Below are 14,603 nucleotides of genomic sequence, written 5' to 3'. Positions count from 1 at the left end.
GCTTTTCTTTGGCCAAAGGTTGCGATTAGAAGGACTTTTCGAATTAGTAAACTGTCTAATAAGAGTATCTATTCAAAATGATTTGACTTCTATCATTATAGCTGCTAATTTTGGATAGTATCTTGTTACAGGTCTATAAGCAGGATGTTTTTGACTTGTAAAAATATCAGCTCTTTTTGACGCGAGATACTTAATCTAAGCTTTATCCTCTTATTGTTGTAATTATCAAAAGGAATTGATAATGAAGTTAGCTCCTCTTTTTTCAATTGGTGCATTGGCAGCAATCAGTCTTTTAGGCTGCTCAAATCAATCTGCTGACACTACTGATGGTTCATCAGCAACCTCTCAAGAAACCACCGTCTTAAGATTTTCACATTTTTGGCCAGCAACATCATCGATTAGTACAGAGGTTTTTGAGCCTTGGGCCAAGCAGATTGAAACAGACTCTAACGGCCGTCTAAAAGTGGAACTTTATCCTTCAGCAGGTCTTGCTAAGGCAGATGTGACTTATGAGTCCGCTGCAAAAGGCACGATAGATATTGGTTCACAAGCACATGGCTATACTAGTGGACGCTTTCCTTTAACTCAGATTACTGAGCTTCCAGGTTTATCAAACTCAGCGACTCAAATGAGCTGTATGCTCCAAACTCTATATGAAGATGGTACTTTAGCCAGCGAATACCAAGATTCACATCTGTTGTTTATGTATGGCGCTGGACCGGGTTCGTTGCATACGACTAATAAGTTGATTCGTACGCCTGAAGATATGAAGGGTATGCGCATTCGTCGTCCTTCGGCGGTTGCTGGTGATATCATTGAAAGTGCGGGTGCCTCACCAGTAGGGTTGCCTGCCAATGATATGTACACCTCTTTACAGCGCGGTGTTGTTGATGGTTTGAGTTTTCCTTGGGAAGCTGTCACTGCCTTTAAAATCGATGAAATTACCAAATACCATACCAATATTCCTTTTTATAGCTCGGCTCTTATGGTCACTATGAATAAAGAAAAATATGAAAGCTTACCTGACGATTTAAAAAAGGTACTGGATAAAAACTCAGGGATGGCGCTTGCTAATAAGGTGGGTGAAGTATTTGATAAGCATGATGACATGGCAATAAAAGCAGCTAGAGACAAAGGTGATGAAATTGTTGAAATCCCTGATCCACTGAATGATCCTAACTGGAAAGGACCTCTTGAAAAAGGCACCAAAAAATATCTTGCTGATGTCAGTGCTCTAGGTTTAGATGCAAATGGTGTTTATGCTAAAGCCAAAGCCGCCAGTGCAGCCTGTAAGGTCTAACCTAAAGGAGTGGTTGTCACATGGCATTTTTAATCAAACTTAGCATCCTTATCTCACGGTTATGTCAGCTTATAGGTGGTATCAGTCTAATTATTATTGTACTGGTCACCATGTTGGATGTTATCGCACGCTATATCTTCAAGCTCACTGGAGGTGAGTTTGGATTTACGGTCAAAGGCAGCGTTGAGATCGTCTCTTACTTTATGCTTTTTGCTTTACTCGGCGCCTTTGCCGCTTTTGTTGAACGCTCACAAATCATTGTAGATGTATTCACCCAAAAAATGTCAAAAGCTGTTAAAGGTTACATGATGGGCACCTTTATGATGGGTTTTTTCATCATCGGTATCGTGTTCGCATGGGGTCTTTATGAGAGCGCTTTTGATGCGATAGAGTACGGCAAAGTCACCCAAGACCTTCGAATATCTATGATGCCCATCTACGCTATCAGTGCCTTCTTAAGCATTTTACTTGCCATTCGGTCATTGATCGAATCCATTAATATTTTTAAAACGGGCGAGTTCTTTGACGCTGAGGAGACAGGCGCATGAGTCCAGAAATTATTGGTGCCATCGGTTTGGTATGCATGATTGCGATGGTTATGCTGCGTGTTCCTGTTGCGCTTGCCATGTTAGGAGTGGGTCTGGTTGGTTTTGGTGCCGTGACTGCACCTATTGGTGCCGTACAGATGCTCAAAGACTTGCCGGTTGATGTTTTGGCAAAATATGATTTTAGTGCCATTCCGTTATTTATTCTAATGGGCGTCTTTGCTTCTCATTCAGGTATGGCAGGAAAGCTGTTTGATGCGACCCGAACTATCTTTGGTGGCGTAAGGGGCAGTCTGGGAATTGCTGGGATTGGCTCATCTGGTATTTTTGCATCCATCTCAGGGTCATCATTGGCGACTGCGTCTACTATGACCAAAGTGGCATTGCCACAAATGGAGAAGTACGGTTATCAACCAGGTTTCGCATGCGGTATTTTAGCCGCTGGTGGTACTTTGGGAATCATGATTCCACCCAGTATTGCGCTACTGGTCTATGCTATCTTAACTCAGCAGTCAGTCGGCGATATGTTTATCGCTGGTTTCTTGCCGGGTATTCTTGGTATGGTGATGTATTCAATCACGGTGATGATTATGGTGCGCTGGAAGCCCCATTTAGCACAGCGCGGAGAAACTACTTCTTGGAAGCAAAAGTTACTCTCTTTGACAGGTCTGATTCCTTTTAGCTTTATCTTTATTGTGATTATTGCTGGTATTTTCTTTGGGTTATTTACCCCAACAGAAGGGGCGGCGGTTGGTGCTTTTGTATCATGGGCTTATGCCTTTGCTAAAGGAATGCGCATAAAAGGGTTGAAGCAATCATTGATTGAGACCCTTGCTCTCTCTGCCGTGGTTTTCTTTATGCTGCTTGGGGCTGAAGCGCTTGGCTATTTTATCTCAGTATCGCGCCTGTCTTATAGTTTGGCTACGTGGATTGGTACATTGGCAGTTAGCCCAATGGTGGTACTGATTTGCATTCTAATCATGTACTTTCTTTTAGGGCTATTTATGGATGCCCTAGCGATGCTGGTAATTACTATTCCAGTGGTATTCCCAATTATTGTCGCCTTGGGTTATGATCCAGTTTGGTTTGGTATTATCGCAGTACTAACGGTAGAGCTTGGGTTAATCACACCGCCTATGGGTATGAATATTTTTGTCATTAAAGCAATGGCACCGCATATTAAGTTATCCGATATGTTCCGAGGTGTCGCCCCCTTTATTGTCTCTGATTTGGTTCGATTGGTTCTTTTAGTAGCATTTCCGGCGATATCTTTGGTGTTGTTAAATTAGTATCAAAAGTACAAGCTTATATAAAAGGCTTTATTTAAGTTTGTCTGAGTCAGTAAATAAAAAATAGAAGTTTAATTTTATAGCCATATTATCACAATGATACTATGGCTTTTTTATGCATTACTACTGGGGTAGAGGCCATCGATATGACGGCGTTAACATAATGGGTCCCGTTATTATGGGTAGTGATGGCTATAGAATAAAGAAAGAATATTTCGATATCACCTTAAACTTTGATTCAGTTAGGTTTATGTTGATGAGACTACAAATAATATTGAAGTAAGCAGCACCTCAGAAACAAGTTTTGAAGACGCTATTCAAAAAGGCGTGGCGCGTATCGCCAAAACCGTTAACAATGTTCAAGGTGCTTGGGTAAAAGAGCAGAAAGTTGGTATTACCGATGGTAAGATTAATAAGTATCATGTCATTATGATTGTGAGCTTTGTCATTAATGAAGATACTGACCTTAGTTAATTATTATTAACAATGCCAAATTACTTATAAACCTGATTTATTAAAAAATAAAAAGCCTGTGTATGCAGGCTTTTTTTATGTCTTTTAACCAGCCATAAAACAAAGATTTACTCATAGAAATTTCTTAACATTATAGATTGAGGTAGATGTAGTAAACTGGTTGTTCGATATTTTTAACATGATTCTTTAACAAAGTTTTTATAAATAGAGAAAGCTATGGCAGTTGATTTTACCAATACCTTGATCGTTGCGATATCAGCAACCGCTTTATTTGATTTATCAGAGTCTGAAAATCACTTGATAGCATTATTGCAGCAGCGACCTAGCGAGGCGATTAAAGAGTTCCGTGACTATATGGCTGAACGCGAGAATGATTCGCTCAGCATTGGAGCCGGCTATCCGCTTATTAAAGCATTGTTAAATTTGAACAATTACTGCCATGATTGCGAAGCGCAGGACTCAGGTATCGAGACGCCATTAGTAGAAGTGGTTATCGTCTCAAAAAGTAGCCCTGATACAGGTATTCAGGTGCTTAATGCAATTCGTGAACATGGTTTAACCATTTCTCGCTCGGCATTTATATCCGGAAGCCCTATAGCGCCTTATATTAAAGATTTTAATGTGGATTTGTTTTTGACCACCAATCGTGATGACGCTCAGCAAGTTGCCGATGCCAATATTTGTGCCTGTGCGATATTAGATGCCACACCAGTAAATACTTATGAGCTCGATACTAAGCAGCTGCGTATCGCATTTGATGGTGATGCGGTGTTGTTTGATGATTCAGGTGAGCTGCTTTATAAACAAAAAGGGTTGCGGGCTTTTCATGAGCGTGAAGCCGAAATGCGGGATTTACCGATAGAAAAAGGACCTTATGCAGAGCTGTTGATTAAGCTGTCAAAAATGCAAGAGCGATTGCCTGCAAGCTTGCATACTTCTCCCATGAAGATAGCGTTAGTCACTGCTCGTAATGCCCCTGCGGACTTACGGGCGATTAAAACGCTACGCGACTGGGGTGTCGATCTCGATATGGCGTTTTTTTTAGGTGGACTTGAGAAAACAGCGGTGCTAAAAACCTTTGCGCCGCATATTTTCTTCGATGATTCCGTTAAACATATCGATGCTGCTCGTAGTTTTGTGCCGACCGCTTTGGTACCTTATCATTCGACCTCGTTACTTCATGCCAATAGTATTCTGACGGCTGATAAAGACGCGTCGTTATTGTCATTTAAACCTGTAGAAAACCCACTTGTTTCCGTCAGTCGTTGATAGCGTTTTTATAAAATGTAACGCTTGCATAAGATTAAGAGGATTAAAAAGGTAATACCTAATATGAATTGGCAGCAATTACTCACCTTGGTGATGGAGCGGATTAAGCAAGTCATCGGCTTATATGCGTTTGTGCTCATACCCATGTGGGGCATGTATGTGCTGAATGAAGCGGTGTTTTTTGGTCTATGGAATATTTTTGGTATTGTGCCACGAGCATTAGACGTTGGCAGTATGATTGGGGTCTTTGCATCATGGACAATGCACGGTAATTTTTCCCATTTCTTGGGCAATACGTTAACGCTATTACAAATTCTGTTTTTGTTTGGGCTGTTTGAAAATAATGCTTATCGTACGATACTCAAATTAATCGTGGCGTCGGGATTGGTGACTTGGGTGCTTGGCTCGCCTTTGTCTATCCATATTGGCGCGTCGGGGCTGTGTTTTGCGATGCTTGGGTTTATGATAGGCGGCGCAGTATTTGCGAGGCGCTGGGGCTACTTATTGGCTTGTATCGTGATGGGGACGGGCTATTGGTTGACCATTAAACAAGGTCTAATGCCGCAGCAAGGTATCTCATTTGCGGCGCATTTTGGTGGGTTATGCGCCGGTTTGTTGTTGGGTGCCAATTCTAAGCACTCCTATACCAGAGTAAATAATCGTCGTTAATTTTATTTTAGGCACATATGTTAAGACAGCCTGTTCAATCAAGTACGGAGATATTTATAAATAATTTTGTAAAACCCAATAAGTGGGTTATTTCTTATTGATACAAACATTGATATATAGCGGGTCGCTCTTTTCTAAAGCTCGCCACTTGGTGGTTTGCTTTACATGCTCATCGATACTGAGCTTACTGCCTTTTTCTTGCAACACATAGTCTGCACGGGCAGGGGCGGCACAGTCAATCACTTGTGGTACTTGCTGCACACTTCTACGTCTTTCAAACAAATACAAATTGACCAAGTAAATATTTGGCGCATCGGCGTTGGCGCGAGCGTGTCCGCTATCAGCGGCGATAAAGCGTAATGTCTGTGGTTTAACATATGACCAAGGACGAAACCACGTGCCTTCTTCAACTTTTTTGACCACATGAACGCCTTCAGGAAGCTGTGCGACCTGCTGACCAAACCAGCTATATTCTTGGCTTATTTGAAAGCCAAAGATACCGATGGCACCAAATAATGGAATAAGCCATCTTGGCGCTTTTTTACCGGCAAGTTTACTCAGGTGAGTGATAACCAATGCTATCCCAGCCAAACCAAACCCAGCGGCTATGGTCGCGATAAACTCAAAAAGCATAAGACTTTTCCTTAACGCCATTAGCGCATTTAATACCAATTATTAAAAACAAATCTACGATTACAAGTATGTTAAGTGCATTTATTATGTCACTTATGATCATGTTTCTCATTATTTTTACTTTTAAGAGCGATGGATAAAAAAATCACTCACAAGCAGCTGCTGCCTGTGAGTGATATATTATCGTAAAAAAATAGTTATCATTTGCACATCATTTTTTAGCTTATATCGAAGCTTAGTGATCGATTGCGCCGCCAGCGCCGCGTGGCGAACGGACACTTTCAACCAACTCTTGGATATGGGCTGGTGGTGGTGCAGTCGCATAAGAAACAGCAAATGCGACGATGAAGTTAAGTAATGCACCAATCGCACCAAACGATAATGGTGAGATACCAAATAACCAATACTCTTCGGTATCAGGGAAGTTTGCCGTACCCGTGATAAAGAACCAGCCTTTGAAGACGAAGATATAAACCAAGATACTAATCAAACCTGTGAGCATACCAGCGATGGCGCCCAAGTTATTAATACGCTTCGAGAAAATACCCATCATCAATGCAGGGAACAGTGATGCACCCGCAATACCAAAGGCTAATGCTACGACCTGTGCGGCAAATCCTGGGGGATTAATACCGAGCCATGTCGCAACCACAATCGCGATAGCCATCGTGATACGCGCGACTTTTAGCTCGCCTGCATCAGTGATGTTTGGATTCAGGTTACGCTTGATTAAGTCATGACTGATCGCAGATGAGATTGCAAGTAGTAGACCAGCTGCCGTTGAAAGCGCTGCTGCCAAACCACCGGCGGCGATAAGACCGATAACCCAACCTGGTAGCTGTGCGATTTCTGGGTTAGCCAATACCAAGATATCAGCGTTGACGTCAAGCTCGTTACCTGCCCAGCCTCTATCAACAAACACACCATCACGCTCTAAAGCATGCTCAGCTTTTGCTTCTTCAACCGTCGTAGTAGCGGCAGCAACATCACCACCGTCAGCGGTAGCCGCAGCCAATGCAAGCTCTGCTGCACCAAGTCCGCTATCGCTATATAACTGAATACGACCATCGTTATTTAGATCGTTATATTTAATAAGACCGGTATCTTCCCATGTTTTCATCCAATCTGGACGTTGATCATATTCGATCGCAGGGGCATCAACACCTTGTGGATAAATGGTATCGATTAGGTTTAAACGTGCCATCGCACCTACTGCCGGAGCAGTAAAATAAAGTAGTGAGATAAATACCAAGGTCCAACCAGCTGTCCAACGGGCGTCAGCAACTTTAGGAACCGTGAAGAAGCGAATGATAACGTGCGGTAAACCGGCGGTACCAATCATCAGTGATAAAGTAAACAGCACCATGTTTAGCTTGTTCGGCACGTCAGCGGTATAAGCGGTAAAGCCTAAGTCGACGACGATTTGGTCAAGCTTGGTTAAAATAGGAATGCCTGCTTCAACATGGTTTGAGAATAAACCAAGACCTGGAATCGGGTTACCCGTTAATTCAAGTGAGATAAAGACGGCAGGAATGGTATACGCAATCATTAGAACCACATACTGCGCAACCTGCGTGTAGGTAATCCCTTTCATACCACCAAGTACGGCGTAGAAAAAAACCACAACCGCCGCAATAATCAGACCGGTAGTATTATCAACTTCTAAGAAGCGTGAGAATGCCACACCAGCACCGGTCATCTGACCGATAACATAAGTGGTTGAAGCAATAATCAAACAAACAACGGCAATCATGGCCGCAGTCTTAGAGTAAAAGCGGTCCCCAATAAAATCAGGAACCGTGAACTTACCAAATTTACGTAAGTAAGGCGCTAGGAGCATAGCCAGTAGAACATAACCGCCTGTCCAGCCCATTAAATACGTTGATGCCGCATAGCCGCCGGTTGCAATAATACCTGCCATCGAGATAAATGACGCCGCACTCATCCAGTCCGCGGCGGTTGCCATACCATTCATAACAGGATGTACACCGCCGCCAGCAACATAAAACTCACTGGTCGAACCTGCACGTGCCCACCAAGCAATACCGAAGTATAAAGCGAAGGATAGACCTACAAAAATAATATTAATCGTAAATTGACTCATAGGACTATTCCTCGTCTACACCATATTGTTTATCGAGTTTATTCATGCGCCATGCATAGAAGAAGATTAAAGCGATAAAAACGATAAGAGCCCCTTGTTGTGCAAACCAGAAGCTTATATCGGTACCGCCTACTCTAATACCTGACAATAATGGACGTAGTAAGATGCCAAAACCATAAGAGACTAGGGCCCAAATGACAAGGCTAACTTTGATGAGACGGAGATTGGCACGCCAATAACCTGATGAATCGTTGTGGTTCTCCATAGGACAACTCCTTTTGTCTAGCTTAAAAACAAGGTCACTGATTTGAGTCTGACAAGTCATTTTGCTTTAGTGTTTGTGCTACTACAAAAAGCAGTGTGACACTCAGTCCATCTTATAACCATAAAAACGGTAGACGAACGGCTAAAGCAGAATGATCAATCAGGATAAGTAACCCAAAATTATCAACATATGAGCAAATTTTTTTCAATGCTAGCGATACATACACTGATGTTAAGTTGCTGGGTACGACGACAGCATAAAATTTGCAGGATAAAATCAATATAAACCGGTTAAAAATTCATTCTTTCTTTATCTATTAACAGAGATGAAGAAGTTTTTATTAAATTAAGCGGATATAAATAGTGATATTTAAATAGGAAGGTCGGTATTGGCTGACAATCCTCTGTCCTATCATTCATATCATCTTCCCGATAATATGGCTTCAATACTCCAAAATTATTCATTCCAGTAAGTATTGCAAGCATTTTTTATAAACTTATTAGGAATATATACAATATTGACTTAATTAACAATAAATAAATTTTATTTACTTTATGTAACTAAATATTTGTTCCATAGAAACTATAGTATAACTTATGTTAGTAAAAGTTAATAAATCTCCTGTCTCTCATAGAATAGCCTACTAACACCTTATTAACGTTAAGGATTTATTCTTATGGCTATATTAATAGCTATAAGTTAAAAATAGCATTTATTTCAAAAATAAGAATCAAGAACTCATAAGCAAACGTTATATTGCCAAGTTTTTTTATAATAAATAAGCGTTATATAAAGATAGTCATACTTTCATCACTATGAATCAGTCTTAAAAGTTTTTCATTATTATTTATTTATAACAATAGATTTTTTATTTAAAGTCTTTTACTCGTCAAAAGTTTATAGATATTAAAGGTTCTAAATAAAGGATTGAAATAGTTAAATAATCGCCAGTCAGTTAAAATACGCCAACATGATATGGGTGATTTCATTGCCACTTTATTGCTTAGCTTTCCAGTACTGTTAGAGAGGTCAGGAGAGAACAAAGCGTCATAAGAGGGTAGACAGTCACATTAATTAATAACATATGTTAAAAATATAGAAAGTCAGTCAGGGAAATATAGTATGAATGAAGGCATAGCAGGTTGGTTTAATAGCATCGTTAATTACGGTGTTAGTATTATTTGGGGTAATAATGATTGGTTAATCGCCAGCAATCCGTGGTATGGCTTGTTGATGTTTGTCTTGATTGGTGCCGGTCTTTATTTTACCGTTGCTACGCGTTTTATTCAATTTCGTCACTTCGGTCACATGTGGCAATTATTACGGGTGTCAAATCAAGGCCGTAAAGATGGTGGTATCAGCTCATTTGAAGCGCTGATGACATCCTTAGCAGCGCGTGTCGGTACGGGTAACTTGGCAGGGGTAGCCATTGCTATCTATCTTGGTGGACCAGGTGCCGTATTTTGGATGTGGATGACGGCGATCGTGGGGATGTCGACCAGTTTTATCGAGTCAACCTTAGCGCAAGCCTATAAAGTGCCGCACAATGACAATGTTTACCGCGGTGGACCGGCCTACTATATCGAAAAAGGTTTGGGTAAACGCTGGCTTGCGATATTTTTCTCGCTTTGTTTGTTGGTTGCTTTTGGTTTGGCATTCAACGGCGTGCAGTCAAATACCATTGCGCAAGCGACCAATGAAGCCTTTGGTATCCCAACATGGATGACAGGTTTGGTATTGGTGCTACTGGTTGCGCCAGTGGTATTTGGTGGTTTGCGTTCGGTTGCGCGTATCGCGGGTAAAATCGTGCCGGTAATGGCGATTCTTTATATCTTATTGGCGCTTTATATTATTGTTACCAATTTTAGCGAATTCCCAGCGGCGATTGCCTTGATTGTAAAATCGGCCTTTGGCTTTGAGCAGGCAGCGGGCGGTGTGATTGGTTATGGTATTGCGCAAGCAATGATTAACGGTATCAAGCGCGGTCTATTTTCTAACGAAGCCGGTATGGGCTCAGCGCCTAATGCGGCAGCAACGGCAAAAAGTCATCCTGATCATCCAGCGGTGCAAGGTTTTATGCAAATGCTGGGTGTGTTTATGGATACGCTGGTTATCTGTACCGCAACCGCTGCCATTATTATCCTCTCTGGCGTGGTCGACCCGAGTGTCGAGCAAGAGGGTATTCAGTTAACCCAGTTAGCATTGTCGCAGTATGTGGGTGATATGGGTGTGATTTTCGTCGCGATTGCTATTTTCTTCTTCTCATTTACCTCTATCATCGCCAACTACAGTTATGGTGAGTCTAATCTTGAATTTATCTCTGGTGAGAAAAATGCCAAGGTCATGATTATGATTTTCCGCTTTATGGTTTTGGGCATGGTGTTTGTCGGCGCAATTGCGAGCTTACCTGCGATTTGGAACTTCGCTGACTTATCGATGGGTCTCATGGCACTCGTTAACTTAATAGCGATTTTAATCTTGTCACCCGTAGCGCTGCGCATATTGCGTGATTACGAAAGACAAATCAAAGAAGGTAAAACGGGCGATCAAATCAAGTTTAATCCCGATGACTTTGTGAAATTAAAAGATGAAGCCAATCGTGATGCGTGGACTGACTAGCCTTTATTAGGGCGTGTCCTCAATTCAATCGATGGACATCTAAATGGTCTAAAAATGGCTAAATTTTGCCAAACTTCGTCAAATAGCTGGGTAATATCCCGATATTAACTGCACTATTTTCCTTGTTTGGCTACAATTTATCTCATTTTCATCACCATTTTTAAAATAAGGACACGCCCTAGTAAATTAAGAAATTGAGCCATTAAAGTTATAAACATTAAAAAACCGCTCTTATCATTAAGAGCGGTTTTTTATTGCAGAACAATTAATTATTTACAACAACAGTTATCTCAAACATGGTTTACATGTTTGGATAGTTAGGACCGCCGCCGCCTTCTGGCGTCACCCAAGTAATGTTCTGTGACGGATCTTTAATGTCACAGGTTTTACAATGGACGCAGTTTTGCGCATTAATCACAAACTTAGCACCTTCGGCATCTTTTACCACTTCATAAACACCCGCTGGGCAGTACAGGCGCGCAGGCTCAGCATATAGGGGTAAGTTAATAGAGATAGGCACTGTTGAATCAGTCAGTTTTAAATGCGTTGGCTGATCTTCAGCGTGGTTGGTGTTCGAGACAAATACTGACGATAATTTATCAAATATCAATTTACCATCTGGCTTAGGATAGGTTGGCTGGTAGGCATGAGCCGCACGTTCTAGCTGATCGTAGTCAGGAAGATTGTCATGTAGGGTAAATGGCATTTTACCTTTCAACAAGTTGTGCTCGATAAAGGTAAACGCGCCGCCCATAAACAGACCCATGCGATGTATCGCAGGCGAGAAGTTACGCGACTCGTAGTTGTCTTGGTACAGCCATGACTCTTTATACATAGTGGTATAAGCCACTACTTCGTCATGCTCACGACCAGCTTGTAATGCTTCGAAAATGGCCTCAGCAGCTAGCATGCCTGACTTCATAGAAGTATGCGTGCCTTTAATCTTCGCAGGGTTCAAGAATCCAGCATCATCACCGACCAACACGCCACCTGGGAAGGTGAATTTTGGTAATGAGTTTAAGCCGCCTTTGGTCAACGCACGTGCGCCGTAAGAGATGCGCTTACCGCCTTCTAGTACGTTTTTGATGACAGGGTGGGTTTTTAAGCGCTGCATCTCATCGAATGGCGACATATATGGGTTGTGGTAAGACAAGTCAGCGACAAGACCAAAGCTTACTTGGTTGTTCTCATCGAAATATAACCACCAACCACCAGTAGAACCTGTCTCGGTCAATGGCCAACCAAGACCATGCATGACCACACCTTGCTCGTGTTTTTCAGGTGCAACTTCCCACAGCTCTTTTAGACCAATACCGTAATGCTGAGGGTCAGAGTCTTTATCAAGACCGAAACGACTGATTAAGCGTTTGCCCAAATGACCGCGGCTACCTTCAGCGAAGATAGTGTACTTGGCAAGCAGCTCGTAACCAGGCTCAAAGCTGGCCTTGGCTTCGCCACTGGCAGCCACACCCATATCGCCAGTCAAGATACCACGTACAGAACCGTCATCGTTGTATAGAATGTCAGCAGCAGGGAAACCTGGGAACATCATGACTTCAAGCTCTTCAGCCTGTACGGCTAACCAACGAACCACATTGCCTAATGAAACAATATAGTTGCCATTGTTGTGCATTGGGGCTGGAATAAGAGGGTCGGGAACCTTGGTTGAACGAGTGGCTGAATTCAAGTAGTAGAAGCGATCTTCAGTGGCTGGCACGTTTAATGGTGCGCCTTTTTCTTTCCAGTCTGGTATCAGCTCGTTTAAAGCACGTGGCTCGATGACCGCGCCAGATAAGGTATGCGCACCAAATTCTGAGCCTTTTTCGACCACACAAACCATAAACTCATCGTTACCAGCTTCGATAGCGAGCTGACGTAGACGAATGGCAGCAGACAAACCGGCAGGTCCACCACCGACGACAATGACGTCAAATTCCATCGACTCACGTTCGATTTCAGGCTCTGCGGCGACCGGTTCTACGACAGGCTCAGGTGTTTCTTTTAACACAGGAGCGTCTACCACAGAAGCAGCAGCTTCTGTCGCTTCAACTTCAGCGGCTTCTTCAGTCGTGGCGACTTCTTTAGCTTCTACAGTTACCGTTTCTGCTACTGGTGTATCAGTATTTACGGTATCGCTATTTACGATGTCACTATCAACGACTGGCGTTTGATTGTCTTGCTCTTGCATACCTACTCCTAAACTTGTAGTGGCTTATCTCAGGGCATCATTAGCTTAACAATTGAATAATAAGGCTTGCGGCGCTAACGTTACTCAGACATATGGCTGCCCGATAAAAACTGTCTTTGCGGCATCAATTGACGACGTTAAGATTAAAAATATCCGATATAAAAAATATCAACCTACAACGTAAAATGTGTCATTAATACAACACCCACTGAACCATTTGAAATAAAAAATCGTTACTCATTATAAAAGAAAAGTCCTACAAACACGATACGCATTTCTGGGCATCAATGTTAAGGTAAGAGTGACTGAGCAGGGGTACAATGACGATAGGCTTTCATCATACCCGAAACTAAAATTTATAGTAATAACAGATTTGCCAAACTTTGATTACTAAATAAAGGATTGTATGATGAATGATAACAATAAAAGTGTCGATATCGCTGCTGAGAATAACGCTCAAGCCCCACATGATATAGCGTCCGAGCTTAAAAATATGGATGCGCTTAGCCAGTATTTTAAGTCGGCAGCCGGCATACGTGAAGGACGCGCCATACCGCCTCTTGAGAAATGGCATCCTGAGCAAGTAGAGGATATGGATTTAACTATCAAAGCCAATGGCGAATGGTGGCACGAAGGCGTGCACATGACCCGGCAGTCATTAGTCAATTTATTTGCCACTATCTTATGGAAAGAGGAAAATGAGGGCAAGGTTGAGTATTTTTTAAAGACACCGGTACAAAAGCTGCGTATTCAAGTAGAAGATGCACCGTTATTGATTAACGATGTCGGTATCGTTGATGAAAACGATAAGCGCTGGCTGGAATTTACCACCACCACGGGCGATGTGGTGCGTTTAGATGATGAGCATACTATTAGTCTGCGGGCTTATATACCTGAAGACGATACCAGTAATATTAATGCTAGCAATATCGATGCTAGCAGTATTTGTGATAATGATAAAAACGAAGAAAATAAACCCTCAGAAAGCGATACCCAAGTTCGTCCTTATATGATGGTACGAAATAACTTGCACGCGCTTATTGGGCGTAACGCCTTTTATCATTTAACGGACATTGGGGAATTGACAGAGCGTGGTGGTGAGACGATACTAACGCTGCAAAGTGGCGGTAAGTCCTATGCATTATCAATGCCATTCAGCTAAGCATAAAACATATTTAGCATCCGATAATATTTAACATCTATATAAAAACGGCGGTAAGATAGCAATGAAAATTGCCGTAAAAGCAG

The 14,603-nt window shown here is 42.1% G+C and carries 12 protein-coding genes; 8 read left to right on the top strand and 4 right to left on the bottom strand.

Annotated features, from left to right (window positions below; translation table 11 throughout):
- The first annotated feature begins 241 nt into the window (after positions 1 to 241).
- From B3Q63_RS01060 to B3Q63_RS01035, 6 genes are all read left to right on the top strand, one after another.
- Positions 242 to 1,300 carry a TRAP transporter substrate-binding protein gene (locus B3Q63_RS01060; RefSeq protein ID WP_201625364.1) on the top strand — a complete coding sequence of 353 codons (1,059 nt, stop codon included), beginning with the start codon at positions 242 to 244 and terminating at the stop codon, positions 1,298 to 1,300.
- Positions 1,301 to 1,320: 20 nt separating this feature from the next.
- Positions 1,321 to 1,848 (top strand): TRAP transporter small permease, encoded by a 528-nt coding sequence (locus B3Q63_RS01055; RefSeq protein WP_296172782.1) that lies wholly within the window; start codon positions 1,321 to 1,323, stop codon positions 1,846 to 1,848.
- Positions 1,845 to 3,134: a TRAP transporter large permease gene (locus B3Q63_RS01050; protein ID WP_296172781.1), complete on the top strand. Its 1,290-nt coding sequence runs from the start codon at positions 1,845 to 1,847 to the stop codon at positions 3,132 to 3,134. The genes B3Q63_RS01055 and B3Q63_RS01050 overlap by 4 nt, the downstream gene beginning before the upstream one ends.
- A 273-nt stretch (positions 3,135 to 3,407) precedes the next feature.
- Positions 3,408 to 3,608, top strand: coding sequence for a dodecin family protein (locus tag B3Q63_RS01045; RefSeq protein ID WP_296172790.1), 201 nt, complete (start codon positions 3,408 to 3,410; stop codon positions 3,606 to 3,608).
- Between the two features lie 216 nt (positions 3,609 to 3,824).
- Positions 3,825 to 4,877, top strand: coding sequence for a 5'-nucleotidase (locus B3Q63_RS01040; RefSeq protein ID WP_296172780.1), 1,053 nt, complete (start codon positions 3,825 to 3,827; stop codon positions 4,875 to 4,877).
- A 63-nt stretch (positions 4,878 to 4,940) separates the two neighbouring features.
- Entirely contained in the window at positions 4,941 to 5,546 is a 606-nt protein-coding gene (locus tag B3Q63_RS01035) for a rhomboid family intramembrane serine protease (protein ID WP_296172777.1), read from the top strand.
- A gap of 87 nt (positions 5,547 to 5,633) precedes the next feature.
- Here B3Q63_RS01035 and B3Q63_RS01030 read toward each other — a convergent pair whose 3' ends face one another.
- From B3Q63_RS01030 to B3Q63_RS01020, 3 genes are all read right to left on the bottom strand, one after another.
- A complete protein-coding gene (locus B3Q63_RS01030; RefSeq protein WP_201625361.1) occupies positions 5,634 to 6,179 on the bottom strand; it encodes a hypothetical protein in 546 nt (181 codons plus the stop codon).
- 235 nt (positions 6,180 to 6,414) lie between these two features.
- Positions 6,415 to 8,283, bottom strand: a complete 1,869-nt coding sequence (locus B3Q63_RS01025; protein ID WP_201620087.1) for a sodium:solute symporter family protein — start codon at positions 8,281 to 8,283, stop codon at positions 6,415 to 6,417.
- A 4-nt stretch (positions 8,284 to 8,287) separates the two neighbouring features.
- Complete coding sequence (locus tag B3Q63_RS01020; protein ID WP_201565170.1) at positions 8,288 to 8,548, bottom strand: DUF4212 domain-containing protein; 261 nt, start codon at positions 8,546 to 8,548, stop codon at positions 8,288 to 8,290.
- Between the two features lie 1,122 nt (positions 8,549 to 9,670).
- Here B3Q63_RS01020 and B3Q63_RS01015 point away from each other — a divergent pair.
- A complete protein-coding gene (locus B3Q63_RS01015; RefSeq protein WP_201565171.1) occupies positions 9,671 to 11,167 on the top strand; it encodes an alanine/glycine:cation symporter family protein in 1,497 nt (498 codons plus the stop codon).
- 301 nt (positions 11,168 to 11,468) lie between these two features.
- Here the strand turns inward: B3Q63_RS01015 and B3Q63_RS01010 are convergent, their stop codons facing one another.
- Positions 11,469 to 13,106 carry an electron transfer flavoprotein-ubiquinone oxidoreductase gene (locus B3Q63_RS01010; protein ID WP_201565185.1) on the bottom strand — a complete coding sequence of 546 codons (1,638 nt, stop codon included), beginning with the start codon at positions 13,104 to 13,106 and terminating at the stop codon, positions 11,469 to 11,471.
- 658 nt (positions 13,107 to 13,764) lie between these two features.
- Here B3Q63_RS01010 and B3Q63_RS01005 point away from each other — a divergent pair.
- Positions 13,765 to 14,517, top strand: coding sequence for a DUF1285 domain-containing protein (locus B3Q63_RS01005; RefSeq protein WP_296172767.1), 753 nt, complete (start codon positions 13,765 to 13,767; stop codon positions 14,515 to 14,517).
- Positions 14,518 to 14,603: the final 86 nt, after the last annotated feature.

This window comes from Psychrobacter sp. UBA2769 (genome assembly GCF_002352555.1).
GTDB lineage: Bacteria > Pseudomonadota > Gammaproteobacteria > Pseudomonadales > Moraxellaceae > Psychrobacter > Psychrobacter maritimus.
This window is presented reverse-complemented; position numbering and strand designations above follow the sequence as displayed.